General features: G+C 70.8%; 22 protein-coding genes. 13 read left to right on the top strand and 9 right to left on the bottom strand.

Going from position 1 to position 25,624, the window contains the following annotated elements; genetic code table 11:
- Nucleotides 1–10: 10 nt before the first annotated feature.
- Together ACTMSW_RS24005 and murJ are read right to left on the bottom strand one after the other, a co-directional pair.
- Nucleotides 11–1,621: a protein kinase family protein gene (locus ACTMSW_RS24005; protein ID WP_441182931.1), complete on the bottom strand. Its 1,611-nt coding sequence runs from the start codon at nt 1,619–1,621 to the stop codon at nt 11–13.
- A gap of 443 nt (nt 1,622–2,064) precedes the next feature.
- Nucleotides 2,065–3,816, bottom strand: coding sequence for a murein biosynthesis integral membrane protein MurJ (murJ, locus tag ACTMSW_RS24000; RefSeq protein ID WP_441182930.1), 1,752 nt, complete (start codon nt 3,814–3,816; stop codon nt 2,065–2,067).
- Nucleotides 3,817–3,942: 126 nt separating this feature from the next.
- Here murJ and ACTMSW_RS23995 point away from each other — a divergent pair, with 126 nt between their 5' ends.
- Both ACTMSW_RS23995 and ACTMSW_RS23990 read left to right on the top strand, forming a co-directional pair.
- The gene (locus tag ACTMSW_RS23995) at nt 3,943–5,397 is read left to right on the top strand and encodes a CCA tRNA nucleotidyltransferase (RefSeq protein WP_441182929.1); all 1,455 of its coding nucleotides are present in this window, start codon (nt 3,943–3,945) and stop codon (nt 5,395–5,397) included.
- A gap of 198 nt (nt 5,398–5,595) precedes the next feature.
- A complete protein-coding gene (locus ACTMSW_RS23990; RefSeq protein ID WP_441182928.1) occupies nt 5,596–7,671 on the top strand; it encodes a S8 family serine peptidase in 2,076 nt (691 codons plus the stop codon).
- An 85-nt stretch (nt 7,672–7,756) separates the two neighbouring features.
- Here ACTMSW_RS23990 and ACTMSW_RS23985 read toward each other — a convergent pair whose 3' ends face one another.
- Both ACTMSW_RS23985 and ACTMSW_RS23980 read right to left on the bottom strand, forming a co-directional pair.
- Nucleotides 7,757–9,265, bottom strand: coding sequence for a flotillin family protein (locus ACTMSW_RS23985; RefSeq protein WP_441182927.1), 1,509 nt, complete (start codon nt 9,263–9,265; stop codon nt 7,757–7,759).
- A gap of 32 nt (nt 9,266–9,297) precedes the next feature.
- Nucleotides 9,298–9,840 carry a hypothetical protein gene (locus ACTMSW_RS23980; RefSeq protein ID WP_441182926.1) on the bottom strand — a complete coding sequence of 181 codons (543 nt, stop codon included), beginning with the start codon at nt 9,838–9,840 and terminating at the stop codon, nt 9,298–9,300.
- A gap of 110 nt (nt 9,841–9,950) precedes the next feature.
- Between ACTMSW_RS23980 and ACTMSW_RS23975 the strand changes: the two genes are divergently transcribed.
- The 4 genes from ACTMSW_RS23975 to ACTMSW_RS23960 are packed head-to-tail and all read left to right on the top strand — an operon-like array spanning nt 9,951 to nt 11,515.
- Complete coding sequence (locus ACTMSW_RS23975) at nt 9,951–10,355, top strand: hypothetical protein (protein ID WP_441182925.1); 405 nt, start codon at nt 9,951–9,953, stop codon at nt 10,353–10,355.
- Nucleotides 10,356–10,384: 29 nt separating this feature from the next.
- Nucleotides 10,385–10,870, top strand: a complete 486-nt coding sequence (locus ACTMSW_RS23970) for a methylated-DNA--[protein]-cysteine S-methyltransferase (RefSeq protein WP_441182924.1) — start codon at nt 10,385–10,387, stop codon at nt 10,868–10,870.
- 55 nt (nt 10,871–10,925) lie between these two features.
- Nucleotides 10,926–11,132, top strand: coding sequence for a ribbon-helix-helix domain-containing protein (locus tag ACTMSW_RS23965; protein ID WP_441182923.1), 207 nt, complete (start codon nt 10,926–10,928; stop codon nt 11,130–11,132).
- Nucleotides 11,129–11,515: a type II toxin-antitoxin system death-on-curing family toxin gene (locus tag ACTMSW_RS23960; protein ID WP_441182922.1), complete on the top strand. Its 387-nt coding sequence runs from the start codon at nt 11,129–11,131 to the stop codon at nt 11,513–11,515. The genes ACTMSW_RS23965 and ACTMSW_RS23960 overlap by 4 nt, the downstream gene beginning before the upstream one ends.
- A gap of 60 nt (nt 11,516–11,575) precedes the next feature.
- Here ACTMSW_RS23960 and ACTMSW_RS23955 read toward each other — a convergent pair whose 3' ends face one another.
- Entirely contained in the window at nt 11,576–12,655 is a 1,080-nt protein-coding gene (locus ACTMSW_RS23955; protein ID WP_441182921.1) for an inositol-3-phosphate synthase, read from the bottom strand.
- Nucleotides 12,656–12,678: 23 nt separating this feature from the next.
- Complete coding sequence (locus ACTMSW_RS23950; RefSeq protein ID WP_441182920.1) at nt 12,679–13,314, bottom strand: PadR family transcriptional regulator; 636 nt, start codon at nt 13,312–13,314, stop codon at nt 12,679–12,681.
- A gap of 174 nt (nt 13,315–13,488) precedes the next feature.
- Here ACTMSW_RS23950 and ACTMSW_RS23945 point away from each other — a divergent pair, with 174 nt between their 5' ends.
- The 3 genes from ACTMSW_RS23945 (at nt 13,489) to ACTMSW_RS23935 (ending at nt 18,671) form a co-directional block, all read left to right on the top strand.
- Nucleotides 13,489–13,944 carry a DUF5318 domain-containing protein gene (locus ACTMSW_RS23945; RefSeq protein ID WP_441182919.1) on the top strand — a complete coding sequence of 152 codons (456 nt, stop codon included), beginning with the start codon at nt 13,489–13,491 and terminating at the stop codon, nt 13,942–13,944.
- Between the two features lie 197 nt (nt 13,945–14,141).
- Entirely contained in the window at nt 14,142–17,027 is a 2,886-nt protein-coding gene (locus ACTMSW_RS23940; protein ID WP_441182918.1) for a transglycosylase domain-containing protein, read from the top strand.
- 117 nt (nt 17,028–17,144) lie between these two features.
- Nucleotides 17,145–18,671, top strand: coding sequence for a glycosyltransferase family 87 protein (locus ACTMSW_RS23935; RefSeq protein WP_441182917.1), 1,527 nt, complete (start codon nt 17,145–17,147; stop codon nt 18,669–18,671).
- Here ACTMSW_RS23935 and ACTMSW_RS23930 read toward each other — a convergent pair.
- A complete protein-coding gene (locus tag ACTMSW_RS23930) occupies nt 18,659–20,701 on the bottom strand; it encodes a hypothetical protein (protein WP_441182916.1) in 2,043 nt (680 codons plus the stop codon). The genes ACTMSW_RS23935 and ACTMSW_RS23930 overlap by 13 nt on opposite strands.
- Nucleotides 20,698–21,489, bottom strand: a complete 792-nt coding sequence (locus ACTMSW_RS23925; RefSeq protein ID WP_441182915.1) for a deoxyribonuclease IV — start codon at nt 21,487–21,489, stop codon at nt 20,698–20,700. Before ACTMSW_RS23925 ends, ACTMSW_RS23930 begins: the two co-directional genes overlap by 4 nt.
- Before the next feature lie 649 nt (nt 21,490–22,138).
- On the opposite strand from ACTMSW_RS23925, the gene rpsF reads away from it, so the two are divergent.
- The 4 genes from rpsF to rplI all read left to right on the top strand — a co-directional run bounded on the left by rpsF (nt 22,139) and on the right by rplI (nt 23,790).
- Entirely contained in the window at nt 22,139–22,429 is a 291-nt protein-coding gene (gene rpsF / locus ACTMSW_RS23920) for a 30S ribosomal protein S6 (RefSeq protein WP_120683045.1), read from the top strand.
- 79 nt (nt 22,430–22,508) lie between these two features.
- Nucleotides 22,509–23,048 (top strand): single-stranded DNA-binding protein, encoded by a 540-nt coding sequence (locus ACTMSW_RS23915; RefSeq protein ID WP_441182914.1) that lies wholly within the window; start codon nt 22,509–22,511, stop codon nt 23,046–23,048.
- Between the two features lie 41 nt (nt 23,049–23,089).
- Nucleotides 23,090–23,329, top strand: coding sequence for a 30S ribosomal protein S18 (gene rpsR, locus ACTMSW_RS23910; protein ID WP_007073789.1), 240 nt, complete (start codon nt 23,090–23,092; stop codon nt 23,327–23,329).
- Nucleotides 23,330–23,343: 14 nt separating this feature from the next.
- A complete protein-coding gene (gene rplI / locus ACTMSW_RS23905) occupies nt 23,344–23,790 on the top strand; it encodes a 50S ribosomal protein L9 (RefSeq protein WP_441182913.1) in 447 nt (148 codons plus the stop codon).
- A gap of 106 nt (nt 23,791–23,896) precedes the next feature.
- Here rplI and ACTMSW_RS23900 read toward each other — a convergent pair whose 3' ends face one another.
- Nucleotides 23,897–25,471, bottom strand: a complete 1,575-nt coding sequence (locus ACTMSW_RS23900; protein ID WP_441182912.1) for a hypothetical protein — start codon at nt 25,469–25,471, stop codon at nt 23,897–23,899.
- Nucleotides 25,472–25,624 lie beyond the last annotated feature (153 nt).

Genomic DNA, 25,624 nt, shown 5'->3' with positions numbered 1-25,624 from the left:
GCTGGCCGGATCACGACCCCTGGACCGTGATTTCCTCGACGTCGATCTGGTAGCCCCGGTCGTTCGAGGGCAACTCGGTGATCCACACCAGGAGGTACCGGTACTTCTGGTCCGACTTGAAGCCGTCGAAGTACATCGTGGTGCCGGACTGCGAGCCCTCGAACGGCTGGCCGATCTGCGTGCGCTTGTAGCTCGTCACCAGAGCCTTGTCACCGGCGGAGGTGGACGGGTGCGTCGTGGTGCCGGCGTACAGGACGGCGGACGCGCCCCGGGCGGACAGGTTGACCCGCACCGACCTGACGTTGTGCGGCGCGCCCAGGTCCAGCCACACCCCCATGCCGCTCTTGCTGTTACCGAACTTGGCCGCCGTGTAGGTGTCGGTGCCCCACACCTTGTCCGGGTCGCCGTCGATGATCTTGTCGGCGCCGCCCAATTCGTCGCGGAGCTTGCTGTCCGGGTCGATGATCCGGGCTTCCCGCACGGTCAGCTTGCGCGCGGCGGTGGCCGCCGGGGTGGCCTCGCCGTTGGCCGGCGGGTTGGAGCTCGGGGCCGCGACCGGGTTGGTGCCGGGGCTCTTGTCGTCCCCGCCCAGCACGCTGATGCCGATCAAAAGGCCGACCAGGGCGACCGCCAGCAGACCCGCGATGCCGATGGCGACCTTCCGACCGCCCGCGGCGGCCAGCGGCGACGGCTCGTCCTCCGTGTCGGCGGCGAACCGCAGCGGTCCGGCGCTGTCCAGGTAGTGGTCGTCGGCGGGTACGTCCAGCCGGCCCAGCTCGGCGGCGAGCACGTCGGACGGCGGCGGGGCGATCTCCGCGTCGAGCAGGTCCATGGTCAGGTCGTCGAGGTACGCCGGCACACCGGCCCGGACCTGTCGGGGAGCGGCCAGCACCCCGGCGGCGTCCCGGACGGCGTCGGGGATCGACGCGCGGCCGTGACCAGCGGTGGCACCGTGCAGTGGCACCTCGGTGTGCGGCCAGTGACCGGTCAGCGCGAAGTAGAGGACACCACCGACCGCGCGGACGTCGATGTCCTGGCTGTCGGCGCCGTCGGTGCGCGCGTCGGCCAGGACCACCCGGCCCTCGTCGCTGATCATGACCGTGCCGGGGTGGACGTTGCCGTGCACCATGTCGGTGGCGTGGACGGCGGCGAGGGCGCTGGCCACGGCGTTGCCGATGGCGGTGGCACGGGCCGGGTCCAGCGGCCCGTCGGCGACCAGCTCCCGCAGGGACTGCCCGTCGACCCACTCGCGCACCACGTACGCCCGCTCGTCCTCGTCGATCGCGTCGTAGACACCGACGAGGTTCGGGTGGATGACGCGGCTGGCCGCGACGGCGGCCTGGAGCATCTCGGTGGCGGAGTCGCCACCCGGGTAGCGCAGCACGACGGCGACCGGACGGCGTAGTACGACGTCGACGCCCCGCCAGACCAGTCGGCCCGCGCTGTCGTTGTTGATGTGCTCGACCAGCTCGTACCGCTCGGCGAGGACTTCACCGGCCGTGGGAGCACCGAAGGTCATGACCGGCGGAGCGCTCTCCTCCGCCTCCTGACCCTCGCCGACCTGGGTCACCCGTCCTCCCTCGGTGATCGTGTCGATCGATGGACCCGCGCTGCTGGGCATGTGGCTTCCCGCTCTGCCTTCCAAGGAACCAGCCGACAGGTGTCGGCGCGAGCGCCGGCGCCTGCCGTACCCGTTGACAGCGACCTTACCCGTGCCGGCCGTCTCACCGACATGTCATCTTCCCGCCGCTGCCGGCCGGGCTGCCGGTTGTCGATGGCCTGGTCCCGTTACGACCCTTGTCATCCACGTTGCCGGCACCTGTACCAGCCAATCTAGAGGTTGACCGCACGTGGTCGCCGGAGGGGCCGGACCGGAGCATGGCGGCGGCCGACGCTTGCCGGGTTCCCGCCGACTGGCCCCCCACGCTCAACCGTCCGGTTGGTTATCCACAGGCCGATCGGGCCGCTGAGCGGTGGATCGGAGAGTTATCCACAGCCGCATCCCCAGCCTGGTGATCCTCGTTCACTCAGCGTGCGGTCCGTTCCCGGCCCGGGGCCGGAGGCTCAGCGGCCGAGTCGACTGCGGACCATGCCGACCACCTCGGTGATCTCGCGGATCCGCAGCACCATGGCCAGGCCGAGGTACGTCCCGCCGATGACCGCGCCGCCGACCACCAACTGGACGATCGCCTCCAGCCGGGTCGGCGTGTCGTCGCCGGGCAGCAGCTTGACCACCAGCAGGCCGACCAGCGCCGCGCCCAGCGCGGCGACCGCGACCCGGCCGAGGGTCCGCAGGATGCCACCGAGTCCGATGCGTCCCACCCGGGGGCGCAGCAGCCAGGCGGAGGCGATGGCGGCGGCGAGGTACGAGACCGCGTTGCCGATCATCATCCCGGACGCGGCGAAGCTCGGGGTGAAGGCCGCGAACAGGACGACCTGGACGCCGGCCCGCAGGGCCACCACCGGGATGTTGATCAGCGCGGGCGTCCGGGTGTCGGGCAGCGCGTAGAAGGCGAAGGTGAAGAGCTGGCTGACCGCGAACGGCACCAGCGCGACCGCGGCGAAGAACAGCACCGGGGCGGTCGCCTGCGCGTCGCTGTCGGTGAAGGCGCCCCACCGGAAGAGGGTGAAGGCGATCGGGCCGGCCAGCACCGCGTAGCAGACCGCGACCGGTGCGAGCACCGCCGAGACGGTCCGGGTGCCCCGGGACAGGTCGGCCGCCAGGTCGGCGTACCGGCCGTCGGCGGCGGCGGCGCTCATCCGGGGCATCAGCGCGGTGATGATCGAGACGGCGATGATGCCGTGCGCCATCATCAGCAGCAGGAAGACGTTGTTGTAGATCAGCGGGCCGGCGTTGCCCTTGCCGGCCCGGCTCAGCAGGTTGAACACCACGATCAGGCCGAGCTGGCTGACCGCCACGTAGCAGAACATCCAGGCGCCCAGCCGACCCAGCTCGCCCAGCCCCAGCGCCCGGAAGTCGAATCGGAACCGCCACCGGAAACCGACCTTGCGCAGCGCCGGAAGCAACCCGGCGGCCTGGACGGCGACGCCGAGCAGGGTGCCGCCGCCGATCAGCAGGATGCGGCCCGGTGTCATCTCGCCCGGGTCGATCGCGTCCGTCGTGAAGATCGCGATGTAGAGGCCGGCGGTCGCGATGACGACGATGTTGTTGAGGATCGGCGCCCACATCGGTGCGGCGAAGTGACCACGGGTGTTGAGCACCGCGCTGATCAGCGCGGACAGGCCGGTGAAGAAGATCATCGGCAGCATCAGGTAGGCCAGCCTGGTGACCAGGCTCTGGTAGTCCTGACTCGACTCGTCGCTGGCGTACAACCAGGTCAGCACCGGAGCGAGGGCCACCGCCACGAGCGCCGCCGCGCCGAGCGCGAGCACCGCCAGGGTCAGCAGCCGCTGCGTGTACGCCTGGCCGCCGTCGCCGTCGAACTTGCGCCGGCGTACCAGAACCGGGATCAGGACGCTGGTGAGGATGCCGCCGAGCAGGAACTCGTACACCATTCCGGGCAGGATCTGCGCGGTGGTGTACGCGTCGCCGACCGCCGAGCCGAGCGCCGCGGTGATCGCCAGGGTGCGCAGGAACCCCGTACCCCGGCTCACCAGGCTGCCGACCGCCATCACCGCGCTGTTGGTCGCGGCACTGGCCTCGCCCACCTGCTCCTGCGGCGGCGCGGTCGACTCCATCGCCGGCTGGTTCAGCGGTTCGGCGGAGATGAAGGTGGCGCCGTCCGACGGCTCGCGGCCGTTCGGGTCACCGCCCCCCTGCGCGGCGTTCGCGCTGCGGTAGAGCCCGCCGCTCATCGTGTCGCCTCCCGGGGTGTGTCGAAGCCGGGCAGCGCCCCGCACGCCCAAACCATAGTCAACCTCGACCGCTCACCCGCGCCCGGCGGACCAGTTCCCGTGCCGGCCCGATAGGCTGGCGATCCCATGTCCGAAGCCTCCGCACCTCACGCCGCCGACCGTCGCGACCTCACCGCCGCGCAGCGCAACGCCGTCGCCGAACTCCTCCGGGTCTCCCCGGTCGCCGACGAGCTGGGCCGCCGGTTCGCGAAGGCCGGTCACGAGCTGCACCTGGTGGGCGGTTCGGTCCGCGACGCGCTGCTCGGCCGGCTCGGCGACGACCTGGACTTCTGCACCGACGCGCACCCGGACGAGACGCTGCGCGTCGTCCGGGGCTGGGCCGAGTCGATCTGGGAGACCGGTCGGGAGTTCGGCACCATCGGCCTCCAGCGCGACGGGCTGCGGCTGGAGATCACCACCTACCGGGCGGAGTCGTACGACCAGGTCACCAGAAACCCGGTGGTCGAGTACGGGACCGACCTGTCCGAGGACCTGAAGCGGCGGGACTTCACGATCAACGCGATGGCGGTGAGCCTGCCCGACCACCGGTTCACCGACCCGCACGGCGGCCTCGCCGACCTGGCGGCCAAGGTGATCCGTACGCCGGGGACGCCGCGGGAGTCGTTCGGCGACGATCCGCTCCGGATGCTGCGGGCCGCGCGGTTCGCGGCGCAGCTGCGCTTCGCGGTGCATCCCGACGTGCACACGGCGATGAGCAGGATGGCCGCCGACCTGGACCGGATCACCGCCGAACGGATCCGCGACGAGTTCACCAAACTGCTGTGCGGCGCGGACCCGATCACCGGGCTGCGGCTGCTGGTCGACACCGGGCTGGCCGAGCGGTTCCTGCCCGAGCTGACCGGGTTGAAGCTGGAGATCGACGAGCACGCCCAGCACAAGGACGTCTACGAGCACACCCTGACCGTGGTGAGCAACGCCGTCTCGTACGAGGAGGACGGTCCGGACTTCGTCCTGCGGATGGCCGCGCTGATGCACGACGTGGGCAAGCCCGCCACCAAGTCGGTCGGCCCGGACGGCCGGGTCAGCTTCCACCACCACGAGGTGGTCGGGGCGCGGATGACGAAGAACCGGATGAAGGCGATGCGCTTCTCCAAGGAGATCACCTCGCAGGTGGTCGGCCTGGTCGCGCTGCATCTGCGCTTCTACGGGTACGGGCGGGGCGAGTGGACCGACTCGGCGGTCCGGCGGTACGTCGCCGACGCCGGTGACCTGCTGCCCCGGCTGCACAAGTTGACCCGCTCCGACTGCACGACCCGCAACCGGCGCAAGGCGGCCCAGCTCGCGGCCGACTACGACGCCCTGGAGGAGCGGATCGCCCGCATCGCGGCCGAGGAGGACCTCGCCCGGGTCCGCCCCGACCTGGACGGCAACGCGATCATGGAACTGCTCGGCGTGCCGCCGGGGCCGTTGGTGGGCCGGGCGTGGAAGCACCTCAAGGAAATCCGCCTGGAACGCGGCCCGCTGGACCGCGAGGAGGCCGAGGCGGAACTGCTGCGGTGGGCCCGCGAGCAGGGCCTCTGAGGCATCGCGCGGCCGAACGTCTGCCGACGAACATCGAAACCTACGACGAAACGCCGGCGTGTCGACCGAACGGTTGACGCGCTTGGAGTGGACCTTGCCGGATGATGGACCGGCACCGGCCCGCCGGCGATCGCCGAAGGCCGCTGCTCCCCCGTCCGACGTGGACGGATGCGGATCTCGTTCTCACGGGGAGACCATGTGAAGATTCGCCGCGGCGTCGTGCGCCGTACGGCCGTGGCGGGGCTCGCCCTCGCCACCCTCACCACAGTGACGACCACGCTGGCGGCCAGCCCGGCGACGGCCGGGCCTTCCCTTCCCGAGCCCGCGAAGGTTCGTGGGGTCCCGGACGCCGTGGCCGTGCCGGACCAGTACATCGTGGTCCTGAAGGACAAGAAGGCCACCCCCGCCGTGGTGAAGTCCGCCGCCTCCACGCTCGCCAGGGAGAACGGCGGCACGGTCCGCAAGGTCTTCAGCCGGGCCCTGAACGGCTACTCGGCGAAGATGACCAAGGTGCAGGCGGCGCGTCTGGCCGCCGACCCCGACGTCGCCTACGTCGAGCAGGTGCGGCGGGTGTTCCCGACCGGCACCCAGAGCACCCCGCCCTCCTGGGGCCTGGACCGGATCGACCAGGTCCTGCCGGCGCTCAACCGCTCCTACACGTACGCCGGTGACGCGAGCGACGTCACGGCGTACATCGTGGACACCGGCGTGGACATCGACCACGAGGATTTCGGCGGCCGGGCCAGCCACGGCTACGACTTCATCGACAACGACGCCGTCGCCGACGACCCGTGCGACGGTCACGGGACCCACGTGGCGGGTACGGTCGGCGGCGCCGACCACGGCGTCGCGAAGAACGTGAAGCTGGTGGCGCTGCGGGTCATCGGCTGCCAGCCGGCCGATCCCTCGCTGCCGCCGCCCGGCACCACCGTGGAGGTCCTGGCCGCCCTCGACTGGATCGCCACCAACGCCGAGGGTCCGTCCGTCGTCAACATGAGCATCGGGTTCGGCGGCCGGATTCCGAGCGTGGACGACGCGGTCAGCCGGTCCAGCGCGAACGGCATCACCTTCGTGATCGCCGCGGGCAACTCGGACGCGGACGCCTGCAACTACAGCCCGGCGAGCGCCGCTCCGGCGATCACGGTGGGCGCCACCGACCGGTTCGACTTCCGCGCCGACTTCTCCAACTACGGTCGCTGCGTCGACGTCTTCGCGCCCGGTGTCGCGATCAACTCCTCGATGATCGGTCCCGGCAACACCGAGACGGCGACGTACAGCGGCACCTCGATGGCCGCGCCGCACGTCGCCGGCGCGGCGGCGGTGCTGCTGGCGCAGAACCCGACCTGGACGCCGCAGCAGGTGCGCGACCAGATCGTCACCCGGGCGGTGTCCGGTGCGGTGCACGACACCAGGGGTTCCGTGGACCGGCTGCTCCACGTCGGAGGCAACCAGGTCGCGCGCAGTTCCTTCGGCCTCCGGGCGCGGTACAACAACAACATCGTCGTCGCCGAGAGCGCCGGCACCAAGCCGCTGATCGCCCGGGCAACGGCCCTCGGGCCGTGGGAGAAGTTCGACGTGGTCGACGCCGGCAGCGGTCACGTCGCACTGCGGGCCAGGATCAACGGAAGGTACGTGGTCGCGGAGAGCGCCGGTACCAAGCCGCTCATCGCCCGGGCCACCGCCGTCGGGCCGTGGGAGAAGTTCCAGATCCTCCACAACAACGACGGCAGCCTCAGCCTCAAGGCTGCGATCAACGGCAAGTACGTCAGCGCCGCGAGCACCACCGCACCGCTGATCGCCAGCAAGACCACCATCGGCACCACCGAGAAGTTCGACCTCGAGGCTCCCCCCACCGTGGTGTCGATCAAGGCCCACGCCAACGGAAAGTACGTCATGGCGGACGGGGCCGGCACCAAGCCGCTCATCGCCCGGGCCACCGCCGTCGGGGCGTGGGAGAAGTTCGAGATGGTGCGTGACCCGTACTACGCCACCGGCTTCCGGGCGCTGATCAACGGCAAGTTCGTCATGGCGGACGGGGCCGGAACCCGGTCGCTGATCGCGCGTGGTGTGGCACTCGGCAACTGGGAGTCGTTCTACGTCCACGACAACCTGGCCGACGGTTCGGTCAAGCTGGTGGCCTGGGTCGACGAGGAGGCGGTGACGGCGGAGAGGGCCGGCAGCCTTCCGCTGATCGCGAACCGGCGGGTCGACTGGAACAACTACGACACCCTGGGCCTCGGCCTGTGGGAGAGCTTCACCATCGCCGCCATCTGACGCGACACGAAGGCGCCCGCCGTACCGCTGGACAAGCGGTGCGGCGGGCGCTTCGTCGTCGACACCCGGGGCGTGCCGGGCAGGATCAGGCGGCCTTCTCCACCGCCGTACCCGCCACCGGGCGCCCGTCGTCCCGGGAGGTCGCCAGCCGGCCCAGCATCCCGGCCAGGTCGATGCCGGTGAGGTCGGTGCCCAACTGGAGCCCCTGGGCCACGTTCCCGGCCACCGACTTCGTCAGCGAGGACGCGCCGTCGGTCGAGATGACGGTCATCTTGTCGATCGCGCCGATCGGGGCGCTGGCCGCCTCGACCACCTGCGGCAGCACCTTGACCAGCAGGTCGAGCACCGCCGCCTCCCCGTACGCGGCGAACGCCTCGGCCTTGCGCGCCATCGCGTCCGCCTCCGCCTCGCCCTTGGCCAGGATGGCCGCCGCCTCTGCCCGCCCCTCCCGCTCGACCGCCTCGGCGATCGCGGACCGGCGCCGCTGCTCGGCCTCGCCCTCCTTGGCGCCTTCGATGGCGTTGGCCTCGGCGAGTGCCGCGCGCCGGGCCCGCTCACCCTCACCCGTGAGGCGGGACTGCTCGGCGGCGGCCTGGGCGGCGGCGATGACCGCCTGGCGCTGCGCGTCGGCGTTGAGCACCGCCGCGTTGCGGGCCGCCTCGGCCTCCTGCTCCACCTTGTAGCGGGCCGCGTCCGCCGGCTTGCGCACCTCGGTGTCGAGCTGGCGCTGCTTCAGCTCGGCGTTGCGCTCGGCAACCTTCTGCTGCTCGGAGAGGATCGCCTGGTCCCGCTCGGCCTGGGCGAGCGGCCCGGCCGCCGCCGACTTCGCCCTGGCGGCGTCGATCTCCGCCTGGATGGCGGCCTGCTTGAGCGACAGGTTCCGGTTGGCCTCGGCGATCGCCTCCTCGGCGAGCAGCCGCTCCTGTTCGGCCTGCTGCCGGGCGCGGGCCTCGGCGATGGCCGCGTCCTTGAGGACCCGGGCCGCCTCGGGACGACCGAGGTCCTGGAGGTACGACCCCTCGGCCAGGATGTCCTGGAGCTGGAAGGTGTCGAGCACGAGGCCCTGGTTGGTCATCGAGTGCTCGGCCTCCTCGGCGACCGCGCTGGCGAACGCCGCCCGGTCCCGGATGACCTCCTCCACGGTGAGCCGGCCGACGATCGAGCGCAGCGCGCCGGCCAGCACCTCCCGGGTGAAGTTGTCGATCTCGTCCTGCTGGTGCAGGAAGCGTTGGGCGGCCGCGCGGATCGCGTCCTCCGTGCCGCCCACCTTGACGATCGCGACGCCGTGCAGGTCGGCGCGGATGCCCTGCTTGCTCACCGCGCCCCGGATGCCCACGTCGATCCGCCGGCTGGACAGGTCGAGCGACTGGAGTTTCTGCACCACCGGCAGCACGAACACCGAGGCGCCCAGCACGACCTTCTGCCCGGACATGTCGGTCGACCGGCCGCCGTCGGCGGTCTGCGTCGTACGGCCCTTGCGGCCGGTGACGATGAAGGCCTCGTTCGGCCCGGCGACCTTGATCCGGGAGAGCACGAAGAACACGAGGACGAGGAACAGCAGGACCGCGCCGCCGATGGCGATGACGAGGAACATGGGCAGTGCCTTCTTTCGGCGTTGGGAGGGGTTCAGTAGGTCTCGACGTGCACGCTGGTCTCGCTGAGCGCTTCGACTACGAAGATCCGGGCACCCACCGGGATCGGCCGGTCGGCGCGGGCGTTGAGCTTCACCGGCGCGCCGGCGACGCGTACCCGGACCTCGCCGTAACCGTCGACGGGCACCGGCGAGACGACCAGGCCGAGCGCGCCGACCAGGTCGTTGCGGGTGGGTGTGGGATCGGTCGGCATGTTCCGGGCCGCACGGCTCAGGCGGGCCGCGACCCACGCGGTGGGCACGGCCGCGAGGACGCCCCCGGCCGCGGCCAGCGCCACCATGCCGGGCGTACGCGCACCGAGCAGTTCGTTGACGATGGCACCGCCGAAGCCGAAGGCCCCGACGAACCCGGCGGCCGCCTCGGTCGAGACGGGCCCGTCGAGATCCGGCTGACCGAAATGGAGCAGCTCGGTGCCGAGCAGGGCGAGGGCCAGTACCGCGACCCCCACCACCCCGATGATGAGGAAGATCAATGTCCCCGTGGCCACGATCCGAACGGTATCGACCTGGGGCAACACCGCCGGTGCCGTCGCCGGCTGTCGGGCGCCGACGTCCGGGCCTGCATCTAGTCATTGACAAGTTCGACCGGGTCCCACAATCTTGTCGTTGACAAGACGGAGGTGTCCCCATGTCCTCGGCAACCCTGACCACCGCCGGCATCCTGCTGGTCACCGTGGTGACCATCGCGTACGGCGGGCTGACCCTGCTCATGCACCTCGCCCGCCGCAAGGCCGGTTACCTGGACAACCCGGTACGTCGCGGCCTGTGGACGGCCGGGCACGCGCACGCCGGGGTGCTGGTGCTCTTCGCGCTCGCGGTGTTGCCCTACGTCGACCAGGCCGACGCCTCCGACGGCACCCGAACCCTCATCCGGACCCTGCTGGTCGCCGCGCCGATCCTGATGCCCCTGGGCTTCTTCCTGTCGGTCGTCCGGCCGCAGGACACCACGCCCAACAGGCTGATTCTGCTCACCGTCGCCGGTGGCGTGAGCCTCAGCGCCGGGTCCCTGCTGCTCGGGATCACCCTGCTCTGAGCGCCGAGCCGATCGGCGACAATGGGTGCATGCGATGGACCGTGCTGGAGTCGCCGATCGGTGAGTTCTCGGTGGCCACCGACGGGGCGGCGGTGCGTGGGGCGCACTTCGGCCGGGTCGAGGGCGCCGCCGACGAGCCGGTGGACGCGGTGTCGACACAGGCGGCGGCGGAGCTGCGGGCGTACTTCGCGGGCGAGCTGACCGACTTCACCGTGCCGCTGGCGGCACCGCGCGGCTCCGACTTCGAGCGGGCGGTGTGGGCGGCGATGACCCGGATCCCGTACGGGGAGACACTCACGTACGGGGAGGTGGCCCGGGACGTGGGCGAGGCGGGTGCCGCCCGGGCGGTGGGGGTCGCCTGCAACCGCAACCCGATCCCGGTGCTGGTGCCCTGTCACCGGATCGTCGGCGCCGGCGGGAAGCTGGTCGGCTTCGGCGGTGGCCTGGACCGCAAGGTCAAGCTGCTCGAGCTGGAGGCCGGGGTCGCCCTGCGGCGTGCCTGGTCGGGCGGCTGAACAAGCGAGTGCCGGCGTGGTTGACGTGCGGACGGACGAGTTATACAAATCTGGTATGGCCTTCACCCTGAACCTGAAGCCCGAGGTCGAGCAGCGGCTCAAGGAACTCGCTGAGGCGGAGCACCGCTCGATGCACAAGACGGTCGAGGTGGCGGTTCAGGCCTACCTGGATCGGCACGGGCGCGACGAGTGGACTCGCCAGGCCGCCCGCCGGGTCTTCGAAGAGGACGCGGAGTTCTTCGAGATGCTGGGCGACCGGTGACGCGCCCCTGGCCGGACGCCGAGGATCTGCTGACCCTGCTCGCCGAGCACACCGGCCCGCGCAGCCAGGTGCGAGATGCCGGGATCCTGGTCGCGGCGGCGGACCGGCCGCACGCGCGCCTGATCGGGCGGGCCGCCTATCCGACCGTGCTGGACAAGGCCGCAGCGCTGTTGCACGGACTGATGATGTGGCGTCCCCTCGACCTGTGGAACGCCGGGCTCGCCTGGGCCGCGATGCGCGTCTTCCTGAGTCGGTCAGGTTTCCGGCTGACCATGCCCGCCAAGGATCGGATGGCGCTGACCGACGCGCTGACCAGCGGCGAGGTCGACTCCGTCGAGGAGTTGGCGCTGCGGCTGTCGCCGTACCTGGAGATGTCGGCCTGAACCGACGGCGAGGGCCGGGTCCCTGCGGACCCGGCCCTCGACGGTGTGGCGATCGGCGCGTCAGCGCTCGATGTCGCCGGCGATGAACGCCTCGACGGCGGCGTGCGCGTCGTGGTCGGCGTACTGCACCGGCGGGGACTTCATGAAGTACGACGAGGCCGACAGGATCGGACCACCGATCTTGCGGTCCAGCGCGATCTTGGCGGCGCGGACCGCGTCGATGATGACGCCGGCCGAGTTCGGCGAGTCCCACACCTCGAGCTTGAGCTCGGCGTTGAGGGGGGTGTCGCCGAACGAGCGGCCCTCCAGGCGGATGTACGCCCACTTGCGGTCGTCGAGCCACGGCACGTGGTCCGACGGGCCGATGTGCACGTCGCTCTTGCTCATCTCGTGCGGGATCTGGGAGGTCACCGACTGGGTCTTCGAGATCTTCTTCGAGACCAGGCGGTTGCGCTCCAGCATGTTCATGAAGTCCATGTTGCCGCCGAAGTTGAGCTGGTACGTGCGCAGCAGCTCGACACCGCGGTCCTCGAAGAGCTTCGCCAGCGCGCGGTGCACGATGGTGGCGCCGACCTGGCTCTTGATGTCGTCACCGACGATCGGCAGGCCCGCGTCCTCGAACTTCTTCGCCCACTCGGGGTCGGAGGCGATGAAGACCGGCAGGGCGTTGACGAACGCGCAGCCGGCGTCGATCGCGGCCTGGGCGTAGAACTTGTCGGCCTGCTCCGAGCCCACCGGCAGGTAGGAGACGACGACGTCGACCTGCGCGTCGCGCAGCGCCTGCGCCACGTCGACCGGCGTGGCGTCGGACTCCTCGACGATCTCGCGGTAGTACTGGCCCAGGCCGTCGAAGGTCGGGCCGCGCTGCACGCTGACGCCGGTCGGCGGCACGTCGCAGAGCTTGATGGTGTTGTTCTCGCTGGCGACGATCGCCTCCGCGAGGTCCATGCCCACCTTCTTGGCGTCGACATCGAACGCCGCGACGAACTGCACGTCCGAGACGTGGTAGTCGCCGAAGGTGACGTGCATGAGACCCGGGACCCGGTCGTTGGGGTCGGCGTTCCGGTAGTACTCGACGCCCTGCACGAGGGACGAGGCGCAGTTACCCACACCGACGATGGCGACGCGGACGGAGCCCATAGCGTCTGCCTCCTTCTTTTCTGTCACGGCCGCTCATTCCTGGTCTCTCCAGGCGGAGGCGGGCTGTTGTTGTCTCGTCGGCCACCGGCCGTCCCGGGTGGGACTGTCGGGGCACGGCCGGAGCGCTCGTTGGCGATGAGCTCCTCCAGCCAGCGGACCTCGCGCTCACAGGCGTCCAAGCCGTGGCGCTGCAGTTCCAGGGTGTACGCGTCGAGGCGCTCGGCCGCGCGGCCGAGCACGTCGCGAAGCCCTTCGCGACGCTCCTCTATCTTTCGGCGGCGACCCTCCAGGATGCGGAGGCGGGTCGCCTGGTCGGTCCGGGCGAAGAACGCGAAGTGCACGCCGAAACCCGTGTCGTCGTACGTCTCGGGGCCGGCTTGCGCGATCAGTTGCGCGAAGCGTTCCTTGCCTTCCGCGGTGATTTTGTAGACCACCCGGCCTCGCCGGCTGGTCAGTGCGGGAACCTCCTCGGCAGTGGCGGGCGTCTCGGCGGCCTCGGCGATCCACCCTGCCGCCTGCAACCTGCGCAGCGTCGGATAGAGCGAGCCGTAGCTGATGGCCGCCCGGATCGCGCCGAGCTTGGCGGTGAGCTCCTTGCGCAGCTCATAGCCGTGCATCGGAGCCTCCTGCAACAGGCCCAGGATGGCGAATTCGAGCACCGGCCATCCTTCCTTTACCCTGTGCGCGGAGCGCTAACCGCCGCGATGTATCGGACCGATACATCGCACGCTAGCGGATCGTGGTGATCAGGGCAAACCCCCGTTCCGGGGTCCTCCGATCACGCATCGTGACCATGGTCGCCTCGCCGGACCAGACCGCGTACCCTTTCCCGCATGCGTACGCAGCGCCAGGTCGTCGACTACTCGCTCCAGAAGCGAGCAGTGCTGCGTGAGCTCCTCGCCGGACGGGTCGGCACCTACGACGTCTGCGACGCCTCGCCGTACCTGAAGAACGCTGCGCGGTTCCACGGCGAGCCGACCGACCAGCGGTGTCCGATCTGCCGGAGCGAGAACCTGACGCACGTCCACTACATTTACGGGGACGAACTCAAGCAGTCCGCGGGTCAGGCCCGGACCGTGGCGGAGTTGCCCGTGTTGGCGATGACGCTGCGTGAGTTCCAGGTCTTCGTAGTGGAGGTGTGCCTCGGCTGTGACTGGAACCATCTCGTCGAGCAGTACCTGCTCGGGCGGGACGGACTGGCCGAGGACGGGCCGGACCAGGGCGCGGCGAGCGGCACGGCCGCCTCGGCGGCGTCCGTCGGACGGCGAAGGCGAGAGGCTCAACGGTGATCCCAGCTCGATCGGCTGATCCCGGCCGGCGTACGTACGCCCCGGGCTACCGACGGCTCGTTGGTCTGATTGGCCCGATTGATTCGGAACTGACACCTATGCTCCGGCGCATCGATGCCGCGACGACAGGTGTCTCAACTCACGGCAACCCGGTGGCCGCGCAACCGCGCGCCACCGCGACCGGCAGGGTGTGAGGAATGAACTCGTACGGCGATCCCAGTTCCCCGCGCGGGCGGGCCCAGATTCCGGGCCAGCACGGTGACCCCGGGCAGGCCGACGACGCGTACCGCCGCCCCGGCGCCGATGGGCACGGAAACGGCTGGTCGGCCGCGTCCGAGGGGGCTGCTTCCGCGGGCCGCGCCTCGGTCGCGCCCCGCGCCGCCTCCGGTGGTCGCGCCTCCGTCGGCGGCTCCGCCTCGGTGCCCGCCCGGGGCGCCGCCGGTTCGGCTTCCGTGGGCTCCGCTTCGGTCGGTCGTGCCGGTCCGGGCCGCGCCTCCGTTCCGGTCTCCCCGGCGCCCGGGGCCGCAGCCGGTCGGGCGGGTGCGGGCCGTGCCTCGGTGCCGGTGTCCCCTGCTCCGGCCGGACCGGCCGGCCGGGCGACCGTCGGTGCCGCCGCGGTGGGTGCCGCGTCCGCCGGTCGGGCGAGCGTCGGGTCGGCGGCGGTCGGCGGTCGGGCCTCGGTGGCCCGGGCCAGCGTCTCGCCCGCCTTCGGTGGGTCCGGTGGCCCCGGTGGGCCGACCGGCCCCGGTCGCGGTGCGCGTGGTCCCGGCGACCCGGACGGGGTGGCCCGGGCGAAGAAGCGCAAGCGCGTCAACATGCTGATCGCCGGCTTCGCCGTCTTCATCATGCTCGCCGGCATGGGCGTCGTCGGCTTCACGTACTACTCGACCAATGTGGTTCTCCCTGAGGACACGCCGCCGCCCCAGGCGACATCGCTGTACGCATTCGATAACAAGACGCTGATCGCGAAGGTCGGTGAGCAGAACCGTACGCTGGTTTCCATCGACCAGATCCCGCAGCACGTAAGGGATGCGGTCGCTGCGGCTGAGGACCGGAACTTCTACCGGCACTCCGGGGTGGACTACAAGGGGATCGCGCGTGCCGCTTGGAACAACCTCTCCGGTGGCGACAAGCAGGGCGCGTCCACCATTACCCAGCAGTACGCCCGCAACGCCTACGACAACCTGAAGGACGACACGTACGCCCGGAAGGTCAAGGAGGCCATTCTCGCCTCGAAGCTGACTGACGAATACACCAAAGAGCAGATCATGCAGAACTACCTCAACGTGATCTACTTCGGTCGTGGGGCATACGGTATCGAGGCTGCGGCGCAGACGTACTTCGGCAAGCCGGCGAAGAGCCTGTCGGTGGCCGAGGGAGCAGTGCTCGCGGCATTGATCAAGCAGCCGCAGGCGACCGCGACGCACAAGGGGTACGACCCCTCGGTCAATCCGACCGACGCCAAGTCGCGTTGGGACTACGTCATTAGCGGCATGATCGAGGAAGGCTGGCTGAACGCCTCGGGGCGACCGCAGGCGCCGACGGAGTACCCGACCAAGTCGCTGAAGAAGACCAACGGCACCGGCGTCGACTTCGGCGTCGACACCCCGTACGGCAACGTGATCAACTACGTCAAGGCGGAGATGCGGGACAAGGGCATCTGCGCCGACAACGAGGCGCAGGTCACCAAAGACAAGCCGCTCTGCTCTCAGGCGTTGATGGAGGGCGGGTACAGGATCCGGACCACCATCGACCCGAAGATCCAGGCGGCGGCGGTGGAGACGGCCCAGCGGAAGACCAAGGACTCCGAGTTGGCCAACCAGCCAAAGAACCTGATGGCCGCTGTGGTCGCGATCGAACCCAAGACCGGCCGGGTGCTCGGCTACTACGGCGGTGACAACGGCACCGGCACCGACTACGCCGGCAAGAACACCGACTCCAGCGGCGCAATCACCGGTGGCCACCCGCCGGGGTCGAGCTTCAAGATCTACACGCTGGCAGCGGCCCTGCAAGCGGAGAAGTCCCTCGAGTCGCGCTGGAAGGGCAAGGCGTTCACGCCCGAGGGCACCAAGTTCAAGGTCAGCAACGCCGGCGACGACAACCCCGACTGCGGTGACTCCTGCACGCTGACCGTCTCCACGCTCAAGTCGCTGAACGTGCCCTTCTACCACGTCACCGAGGACATCGGACCGGACAAGGTCATCGACATGGCCAAGAAGGCCGGCGTCACGATGATGTGGCGCTCGGACACCAACCCCCCCAAGGGCTACGACCTGACCAAGACCGACCCGAAGGAGATCGCGCCGAGCCCGTTCTTCCACGTCGTCGGCTACGGCCAGTACCCGATTACTGTGCTGGACCACGCCAATGGTGTCGCCACGTTCGCGAACAAGGGCAAGTACAACAAGGCTCACTTCCTCTTCTCGGTCCACAAGCAGGACCCGAACACCGGAAAGTGGCGGCTGCTGGGCGGCGAGCAACTCCGGCCGGAGGAGCGCATTGACGAGAAGGTCGTGGCCGACGTGACCTCGGTGCTGGAGCAGTACCCGGGACAGGTGAACCACCGGCTCGACGGCGGGCGCAAAGCGGCGTCCAAGACCGGCACCTGGGAGCTCAAGTCGGGCAGCGAGGAGAACGGCGACGCGTGGATGATCGGATACACACCGCAGATCGCCACCGCCGTCTGGGTGGGCAATACCCAGGACCGCAAGCCGCTGCGACTCAAGGACGGACGCAAGATCAGCGGTGCCAACCTTCCTGGCGAGATCTGGGAACGGTTCATGGACCAAGCGCACAAGGGCAAGGAGAAGCTCGACTTCCCGCCAGCGGCGAAGGTGGGTAAGGACGACACGGGGAACGGGGTCGCCCCGCCGCCTCCGCCGCCCCCGCCGCCGGGCGGCCAGCCGGGGCAGCAGCCCACCTGCGATCCGCTCAGCCTGTTCTGCGACCCGAACAACGGCGGCAACGGCAACAACAACGGTGGTGGCAACAACGGCGGGCAGAACCCGACCGAGCCGACCGATCCCGGTGGGGGCGGTGGAGAGGGGCTACTGCCCAGCATCACACCCCGACCACGGGACTGATCGACGAAAGCCGCCGGCGGCCGGAGCAGCAGCTTCGGCCGCCGGCGGCTTTTGCGTACCGGGATGTGCGCGTCGGGACGGGACGCGGACCCCCGGCGTACGGCAGGATGCACCCTCATGAGCACGAAGTCGACGCGCGGTATCGACGACGCCGGTGCCCCCGACCATCCGTCCCGGTCCGACGACTTCGTCCGCGGGGTGTCCGGGGTCATCGGTGGCCCGCTGGGTGACCACGCGGTCGCCCTCGACCGGCCCGCCGGCCGGGAGCGGCGGTTCTGGACGGCCACCCGGATTGTCCTGGCCCTGGTGTGCCTGACCCTGGCCCTGCACTGGGTGCAGAAGTCGCCCTGCCAGGACGGCGCCTGGCAGAACAACGTGCAGTACACCCGGTTCTGCTACACCGACGTGCTGGCGCTCTACTACGCCGAGGGCCTCAACGAGGGCAGGGTCCCCTACCGGGACCACCCGGTCGAGTATCCGGTGCTCACCGGGTACTTCATGGGTGCGCTCGGCCTCCCGGTGCACTCCCTCGGCGTGGACGACCCCACGCTGAACCAGGGCCAGTGGTTCTACAACCTGAACGCTCTGGTGCTCGGTGCGCTCGCGGTGGCGACCGTCGCCGTGCTCCTCGCGCTGCGCCGCCGACGACCATGGGACGCCGCGCTCTTCGCCCTCGCCCCCGCGCTGCTGCTCACCGCCACCGTGAACTGGGATCTCCTCGCCATCGGGCTCGCCGCGTTCGGACTGCTCGCCTGGGCGCGCAGCCGACCTCTCGTGGCCGGTGTGCTGCTCGGTCTGGCCGGTGCGGCCAAGATGTGGCCGCTGTTCATCCTCGGCCCGATCCTGGTGCTGGCCGTGCGGGCCGGCCGGGTCCGCGCCGCCGTCACCGCCGTCGGCGCCGCTGTGGTCTCGGTGGTCCTGGTGAACCTGCACGCCGCCGTGAACTACCGAGAGAACTGGGACCGCTTCTTCGAACTCAACACCGAGCGGCCCATCGACTGGGGCACCCTCTGGTACATCGGCCGCTACCTGGACGGGAAGACGGGCGGCACGACCCCCGGCGACCTCGGGCCCTTCGAATGGCTCAACGCCAACATCCCGGCGCTCAACAACCTGTCGTACGCCTTGTTCGGGCTGGCCTGCCTCGGCGTGGCCGCGCTGGCGCTGCTGGCGCCACGCCGCCCGCGCCTCGCCCAGCTGGCGTTCCTGGTGGTGGCCGCGTTCCTGATCTTCAGCAAGGTGTGGTCGCAGCAGTTCGTGCTCTGGCTGCTGCCACTGGTGGTGCTCGCCCGCCCGAAGTGGGGTGCGTTCCTCGCCTGGCAGGTCGCCGAGGTCTGCTACTTCGCGGCCTTCTACGGGGAACTGCTCGGCGCGGCGACCAGCCGCCCGGTCTTCCCCGAGGGCGTCTTCGTGCTGGCCGCGTCGCTCCGGCTCGGCACCGTGGTGCTGCTCTGCGTGCTGGTCGTCCGGGAGATCCTGCGTCCTGAGGACGACGCGGTGCGCGCCACGTACGACGACGATCCGGACGGTGGTGTGCTCGACGGCGCACCGGACGTGGGCTGGCTCCGGCGATGGCGTGATCGCGCCGGCGACGGCTCGCCATCGCCCGCGCCGGTCACCGCCCAGCCGGCTCAGAGCCGGTAGACGACCACCTCACCGATCTCCTCGCGGGTGATGCCCAGCCCGTCGACCGGCGCGTCGACGCTGATCTCCCACGGCGTGCCGGCGACCTGGTCGCGCAGCAGCAGCACCCGGCGGACACCGAGGGTGCGCAGGTAGTCGACGCTGGCCTGGTCGGGGAAGGCGATCGTCACGCGGCGCACCTCCTCCAGCCGGTCCGGTGTGAAGCCGCTGCCGCCGTTCACGATGTCCTGGAAGTGGGTGGTGGACCAGAGCATCACGGGCTGGTCGAGGTTCTGACTGCTCGGCAGCACCAGCAGCGGGCCGTCCACGGTGCGCATGGCCCGGGGCTGTGTCGGCACCACCGGGTGCGGCGTGGCGTTGAGCCCCTCGACGACCACCAGCAGCAGCGGCAGCAGCGTGGCCAGCCGCAGCCACGGGCTCGGCCAGGAGGGGACGCGCTCGGCGGAGATCTCCCGGACCCGCTGGGAGAACGCGCTCACCGCGCCGGCCGCCAGCAGACCGAGGAGCAGGGTGGTCCACAGCATCAACCGGCCCGGGGTGCGCAGCCCGTTCCACCCGGGCAGGTGCTCGAAGAGCGGCACGTAGGTGAACGCGCCGTCGAAGAACTCGGTGCCCATGGAGAGCACCATGCTCACCACCACACCGGCGAGCAGCAGCAGCCGGTGTCGCAGCCGCCACACCGAGAAGAACAGACCACCGGCGGCGAGCGCGTACAGGACGTAACCGGGCAGCAGGGTCATCTCGGGGTGCCACGGCAGGGCCGCCCGCGCCCCCTCGTGCAGCGTCCCCCACACCCGGGACTCGGCCGGCGCGGTGAGGAAGCCGCTGGCCGGGGGCGAGAACAGGGCGATGTCCCCGATGCTGCGCTCCGCCTGCGGGTGCCCCTCGGCCACCTTGAAGTAGGGGACGGCCAGCGCCGCGCCGACCGCCGCGAACGCGGCCCCGCCCGCCAGGTCGGCGATCAGCAGCCGGGCGCCGAACGGCCGCTTCACCGGCCGCACCACCCACCGCCGCAGGAACCACGTCACGGCGGCGACCAGCACGGTCCCGGCGAGGACGTACGCGAACGGCAGGCCGATGCCGAAGCCCAGGCTGAGCTGCCAGGCCGCCACCAGCCAACCGGCGTAGACCCAGCCCACGCGCCGGCGCTCCGGCCGGTAGCCGTGACGCAACGACCAGCCGTGCCCGCGCGCCAACATGGCCAGGGCCAGTGGGATGCCGCCGTTGGAGATCACGTGCAGGTGGCCCGCCTGGGCCAGCAGCCAGGGCGCATACGTGTAGCTCACCCCGGCCACCGCAGCGCCGATCCGGCCCGCGCCCAGCTGCCGTGCCAGCGCGTACGCCCCGATCGTGGCCAGGGCGTGGGCCAGCACGAACATGATGTTGTACCGCAGCACGGCCGCCTCGGGGCCGGTGCCGATCATGCCCGCCGGGGCGTACCCGAGCAGCGTGTCGGAGAAGGCGAAGCTCCACGCCTCCGGATAGAACGCGTTGGACTGCCACAGGTTGCCGGGGTTGGTCAGCAGGATGTGCCCCGACCAGGCCATCTGCCACGCCTGGAGACTCGGGTCCCAGTAGTCCTGCGGCAACGTGTAGAGCGGGTACCGCAGCGTCGGCCACGTCAGCAGCACGGCCAGCACCAGCGCGCCGAGGCTCGCCAACGTCCATTCGTGCGTCACCACGCGCCGGATGTCCCGAACCACCTGTCGTGGTCGCGTCGGTACCGGCTCCGGAGCGGGGGCGAAGGCGGCGAAGGGGTCGTCCTTCTCCGTACCGTCGCCGGTCTTCCTGGTGGGCTCGGCCCCGGCGGTGTCGGTCCTTCCGGCCCCGCTGCCGGCTGCCTCGGCCTTCGCGGCGTCGCCCGTTCCGGCGTCGCCCGTGTCCGTACCGGCCTTGCCGACGTCGCCCCCGGTGGTGGGCGCCACCTGGGGCTTCGTGGCGTCGGTCTTCCTGGCGTCGGTCGTCCCGGCGGCGGAGGTCTCGTGGCGGTCCGGCTGCGGTCCGCCGGAAGCGGACTGGTCGGTGGTCATGCCGTGCGGATCTCCGCACCGAGCCGGTCACGGAGGAAGGCGATGTCGGCGCCCTGCCCGTCCACGCCGCCCGGGGTCTCCACGACCACCGATGCGCCCGCCGCGCGGATCACCGCCACCACCAGGTCCGGATCGATGGTGCCGCCGTCGAGGTTGTCGTGCCGGTCCTGGCCCGAGTTGAACGCGCCCTTGGAGTTGTTGGCGTGCACCAGGTCGATCCGGCCGGTGATCGCCTTGACCCGGTCGACCAGACCCAGCAGGTCCTCACCGCCGGCGTGGGCGTGGCACGTGTCCAGGCAGAAGCCCACCTCGTGGTCGCCCAGGGCGTCCCACAGCCGAGCGAGGGCGTCGAGCCGCCGGGCGCACGCGTTGTCGCCGCCGGCGGTGTTCTCGATCAGGATCGGTACCCCGAAGCCGCCGGAGTCGGCCGCGTACGCGAAGGTCTTGCGCCAGTTGTCGAACCCGACCGCCAGATCGTCCCCGGCGTTGACGTGGCCACCGTGCACGATGAGCCCCTTGGCGCCGATGGCGGCGGCGGCCTGGGCGTGCGCCAGCAGCAGCTTGCGGCTGGGAATCCGGATCCGGTTGTTCAACGTGGCCACGTTGACGACGTACGGCGCGTGGACGTACAGGTCGACGTCGGCGGCTCGCAGCCGGTCCGCGTCCGCCCGGGGTTTCGGGGCCTTCCACCCCTGCGGGTCGGAGAGGAAGAACTGCACGGCCTCGGCCGCTCTGGCGCTCGCCTCCGCCAGCGGGTCGGACGAATCGACGTGTGCTCCGATACGCATGCAGGGGAGCCTACGTCGCGTCCCCGACGAAAGGGTCGACGGCGGCGCGGGCGCAGCGGGATCCGTCACCGGCGAGGGCCCGTACTCGTTGACTCAGTGGGATCGACGGTCAGCCGTACCGGGATGGTCGCGGGTTCGCCCGCTGGCACGTGACGGTGGACCGAGCCACGAGACGGCCCCCCGCCGCGCGGCCCGGCGCGGCGGGTCGGCCCCGCCGGGCACCGACGCAAAAAACTTTGTCTAGGATTTTCCGGTTTCTCCGACAAGGCGACAAGAGTCGGGATAGTGTCGAATCACAACACGATAAAGCTCCGCGGGGCGTCCTCGGTCCAACCTCATCGGTGTGGTCGTTCCTCCCCAGGTCCCACCCAAGGAATGCGGACGGGACGCCCCGCGGCCTCGTGGCGACGGGGGCTCGCATCGACAGTGACGTCGACGCGGGCCCCCGTCGCCACGTGTCCCGGGCACCGCCTCGTCGCCGCCTCCGGGCCGGACTCCCACCTGCCCGGGCATGATCGTCCGGACCGGGTATTCTGGTCCGGTTGTCCGCGTCCGGCCGGGTCCCCCCGAACACCGGCGCGGGCCACGACGCACGACCTCCTGCCACGGAAGGACCGTGGCCGCCTAGCCCACAGGAGGTGAGCACGTCTTGCGTCATTACGAGATCATGGTGATCCTCGACTCCAGCCTCGAGGAGCGCACCGTCGCCCCGTCGCTCGACACGTACCTGAACGTGATCCGGACCGCGGGTGGCTCGGTCGAGAAGACCGATGTGTGGGGCCGCCGGCGCCTCGCGTACGAGATCAACAAGAAGGCCGAGGGCATCTACGCCGTCATCGACCTGCAGGCGACGCCTGCGGCGGTGGCCGAGCTGGACCGTCAGCTGCGGCTCAACGAGTCCGTGCTTCGCACCAAGGTCATCCGGCCGGAGATGCGCTAAGCATTCAACCCCGGTTCATCCGGATCAGCCTCATCGGCACTGTCACACGGCTCTGAGAGCCTGTACGGCGGAACGATGAGTGCGCGAGGAGATGGTCATGGCAGGAGACACCACCATCACGGTCATCGGCAATCTGACCGATGACCCCGAGTTGCGGTTCACCCCGTCCGGTGCGGCCGTCGCCAAGTTCCGGGTCGCTTCGACGCCCCGGTTCATGGACAAGGCCTCCGGCGAATGGAAGGACGGCGAGCCGCTCTTCCTGGCCTGCACCGTGTGGCGGCAGGCGGCGGAGCACGTCGCCGAGTCGCTCCAGCGGGGCGCCCGCGTGATCGTCTCGGGCCGACTGCGTCAGCGGTCGTACGAGACGCGCGAGGGCGAGAAGCGCACCGTCATCGAGCTCGAGGTCGACGAGATCGGCCCGTCGCTGCGCTACGCCACGGCGAAGGTGCAGAAGATGTCGCGCTCCGGCGGTGGCGGTGGCGGCGGTGGCTTCGGCTCCGGCGGTGGTGGTGGTCAGGGTGGCGGCGGAGGCAACTTCGACGACCCCTGGGCCTCTGCCGCTCCGGCACCCTCGCGCGGTGGTTCGGGTGGCAACTTCGACGAGGAGCCTCCGTTCTAATGGCGCCGAGCGCCCGCGATCGCAAACCAGGAGCAAGGTCAATGGCCAAGGCTGCGGCACTGCGCAAGCCGAAGAAGAAGGTGAACCCGCTCGACAAGGACGGGATCACCTATATCGATTACAAGGACACCGCCCTGCTGCGGAAGTTCATCTCCGACCGCGGCAAGATCCGCGCTCGGCGGGTGACCGGCGTGACCTCGCAGCAGCAGCGGCAGATCGCCCGTGCGGTCAAGAACGCCCGTGAGATGGCGCTCCTGCCGTACACCGCCACGGCCCGCTGAGAGGAGGCACCGACATGAAGATCATCCTGACTCAGGAGGTGTCCGGCCTCGGGACCCCCGGCGACATCGTCGAGGTGAAGAACGGCTACGGCCGTAACTACCTGCTCCCGCAGGGCTTCGCCATCACGTGGACCAAGGGTGCGGAGAAGCAGGTCACGTCCATCAAGCGGGCCCGTTCGGCCCGGGAGATCCGTGACCTCGGGCACGCCAACGAGGTCAAGGCCCAGCTCGAGGGCCTCAAGGTCAGCCTGAAGGCCCGCGCCGGTGACGGTGGCCGGCTCTTCGGCTCGGTCACCCCGGTCGAGGTCGTCGACGCCGTCAAGGCGGCCGGTGGCCCCGCGCTCGACCGCCGTCGGCTGGAGCTGCCCGGTCACATCAAGTCGACCGGCACCTACCCGGTGAAGATCAAGCTGCACCCCGAGGTGACCGCCACGTTCGACCTCAACGTCGTCCAGGGCTGACACCCACCAGCACCACCGACAGGGCCCGCACCACCCGGTGCGGGCCCTGTTCGCTGCTCCTTGAAGGCCGCACCGGACGCGTGCGGGCGCGATACCCGGGGGCCCGTCAGCCGATCGGCTGGCCCGTCACCGCGCTGATCATCACCGTGGAGAGCCCGCCGCCCACCACCGCCGCCGCCAACGCCACGGTCACCGACCGCCAGGTCGTACCGACCCGACGCAGCAGCAGCGCCACCACCAGGCTGCTCGCCAACGCCAGCCCCAACCGCGGCAGCGCCTCCGCCAGCGAACCCAGCGCCCGCGACCGTGGCGAATCGCAGCCACCACCACTGATGTCGGTGACGCAACCCGCCGGCGCCTGACCGTCCAACGTCAGCAGCCACACGAACACGACCATCGCCGGCAGCAGATAGCAGGCGGCGGTGTACAGCAACGGCCGCCACGGCCCACCCGGATCCGGGTCGAGCAGGTCCTCCTCCAGCCGGCGGGACCAGGCGCCCGTGCCCGCCGGGTCGATCCGCCGGCGTACGGCCCCCACCGACGCCCCGCCCGGGGGATTCGCCGGTTCCCTGCGGGAACGTGGCGAGGTACGGGGACGGGGAGCGGTGTACGAGACGACCGGCGACCGGGGCGCCGACGCGGGCGGGTCCATCCACCGCGGATCGTCCCCGGCCAGCCGCGTGCCCGACCAGAACCCCTCGCCCTGCCCGTCCTGACGGGACCTGCTCCGCGTCGGACCCCCACCGGAGCGAGGCGACACGTCCCGCTCCCACCCGACGTGGTCGACGTGCCGGTCCCACTGACCCGTGGCGTCCGGCTGGTCCCACTGGCCGGTGTCGTCCGCCCGGTCCCACTGGCCGGTGTCGTCCGCCCGATCCCACCGGCCCGTGTCGTCGGGCCGATCCCAGCGGGAGGCGCCCACCGAACCGTCCCAACGGTCCACCTCACCGGTCGGCTGCCACGCGTACACGCCGGAGGCGTCCCACGGGTCCACCGCCGGCACGTCCACCTGGGAATCCTGCTCGACGGACCGGCGCGCCTCCCGGTCCCAGGGATCCACCGCCGGGCGCGACTCCGCGCGCCGGCGGCTCCTCCGCGTCGGGCGCTCCACCTCGCCGACCGCGCCGGTCACGTCGCCGGCCTGCTCCAGCCCCGACCAGACCACCTCCGGCCGGCGCGACGGCGACCGCCGGGGACGGCTCTGGCGACCCGCGACCCCGGACACCGGATCGTCGTCCGCCCGCCGGCTGCCCACGTATCCCTGCTCCTGCGGACGGTCGAACGTCCACTCCCGGGTGTGGTCCGACTCCGGCGCGGCACCGATCGCGGGAACGTCACGCCAGCCCGTCTCGCCGGCGCCCCGCCACGTGCTCGTCGTCCCGGTGCCGCGTCCACCCGACCACGGCCGCTCCGCCTCGAAGGCGTCCTCGTCGTCGTCCGGGGCCGCGTGCCGGCCCCCACCGTCCGCGCTGCGTACGCCGGACTCCAGGGCCCACCGCGGAAGGTACGCGTCGACGGGCTCCTGTTGGCCGCGCTCGATCGCCCGTCGGCGGCTCGGTGTGCGGTAATCATCGGACCCGTACCGGTCTGCCGGAGGCGGATCGGCGGAATGGTCCCAGGGTGCGACCGTCTGTCGCTCGCGCGGACCATCCTCTCCGCGTCCCCAGTCCAGGTGTCTCACGGCCGGAGCGTGACCCTTCTCAACCTAAAGCGCAATCCGCTGTGCAGGTGTAGCCGTTGGGGGAGATAGTACGGGACGAATGAGGCCACAGTCTGACCAGAATATTCTCCTCCACAGGGTGGGGACGGCGTTTTCCCAGGTCACAGCCATGGC

The organism is Micromonospora sp. BQ11 (genome assembly GCF_052068135.1).
In the GTDB taxonomy this organism is placed as follows: Bacteria; Actinomycetota; Actinomycetes; order Mycobacteriales; family Micromonosporaceae; genus Micromonospora.
Note: the sequence above shows the minus strand (reverse complement) of the source record. Positions and strands in the feature narration are given on the sequence as shown.

What these genes read in the sequence shown, in the direction of transcription:
- ACTMSW_RS23970 (WP_441182924.1), top strand. Translation starts at nt 10,385, where the DNA reads ATGCGATGGACCGTGCTGGAGTCGCCGATCGGTGAGTTCTCGGTGGCC.
- ACTMSW_RS23935 (WP_441182917.1), top strand. Translation starts at nt 17,145, where the DNA reads ATGAGCACGAAGTCGACGCGCGGTATCGACGACGCCGGTGCCCCCGAC.
- ACTMSW_RS23965 (WP_441182923.1), top strand. Translation starts at nt 10,926, where the DNA reads ATGGCCTTCACCCTGAACCTGAAGCCCGAGGTCGAGCAGCGGCTCAAG.
- ACTMSW_RS23940 (WP_441182918.1), top strand. Translation starts at nt 14,142, where the DNA reads ATGAACTCGTACGGCGATCCCAGTTCCCCGCGCGGGCGGGCCCAGATT.
- ACTMSW_RS23985 (WP_441182927.1), bottom strand. Translation starts at nt 9,265, where the DNA reads ATGTTCCTCGTCATCGCCATCGGCGGCGCGGTCCTGCTGTTCCTCGTC.
- murJ (WP_441182930.1), bottom strand. Translation starts at nt 3,816, where the DNA reads ATGAGCGGCGGGCTCTACCGCAGCGCGAACGCCGCGCAGGGGGGCGGT.
- ACTMSW_RS23975 (WP_441182925.1), top strand. Translation starts at nt 9,951, where the DNA reads ATGTCCTCGGCAACCCTGACCACCGCCGGCATCCTGCTGGTCACCGTG.
- ACTMSW_RS24005 (WP_441182931.1), bottom strand. Translation starts at nt 1,621, where the DNA reads ATGCCCAGCAGCGCGGGTCCATCGATCGACACGATCACCGAGGGAGGA.
- ACTMSW_RS23995 (WP_441182929.1), top strand. Translation starts at nt 3,943, where the DNA reads ATGTCCGAAGCCTCCGCACCTCACGCCGCCGACCGTCGCGACCTCACC.
- ACTMSW_RS23930 (WP_441182916.1), bottom strand. Translation starts at nt 20,701, where the DNA reads ATGACCACCGACCAGTCCGCTTCCGGCGGACCGCAGCCGGACCGCCAC.
- ACTMSW_RS23925 (WP_441182915.1), bottom strand. Translation starts at nt 21,489, where the DNA reads ATGCGTATCGGAGCACACGTCGATTCGTCCGACCCGCTGGCGGAGGCG.
- rplI (WP_441182913.1), top strand. Translation starts at nt 23,344, where the DNA reads ATGAAGATCATCCTGACTCAGGAGGTGTCCGGCCTCGGGACCCCCGGC.
- ACTMSW_RS23945 (WP_441182919.1), top strand. Translation starts at nt 13,489, where the DNA reads ATGCGTACGCAGCGCCAGGTCGTCGACTACTCGCTCCAGAAGCGAGCA.
- rpsR (WP_007073789.1), top strand. Translation starts at nt 23,090, where the DNA reads ATGGCCAAGGCTGCGGCACTGCGCAAGCCGAAGAAGAAGGTGAACCCG.
- ACTMSW_RS23955 (WP_441182921.1), bottom strand. Translation starts at nt 12,655, where the DNA reads ATGGGCTCCGTCCGCGTCGCCATCGTCGGTGTGGGTAACTGCGCCTCG.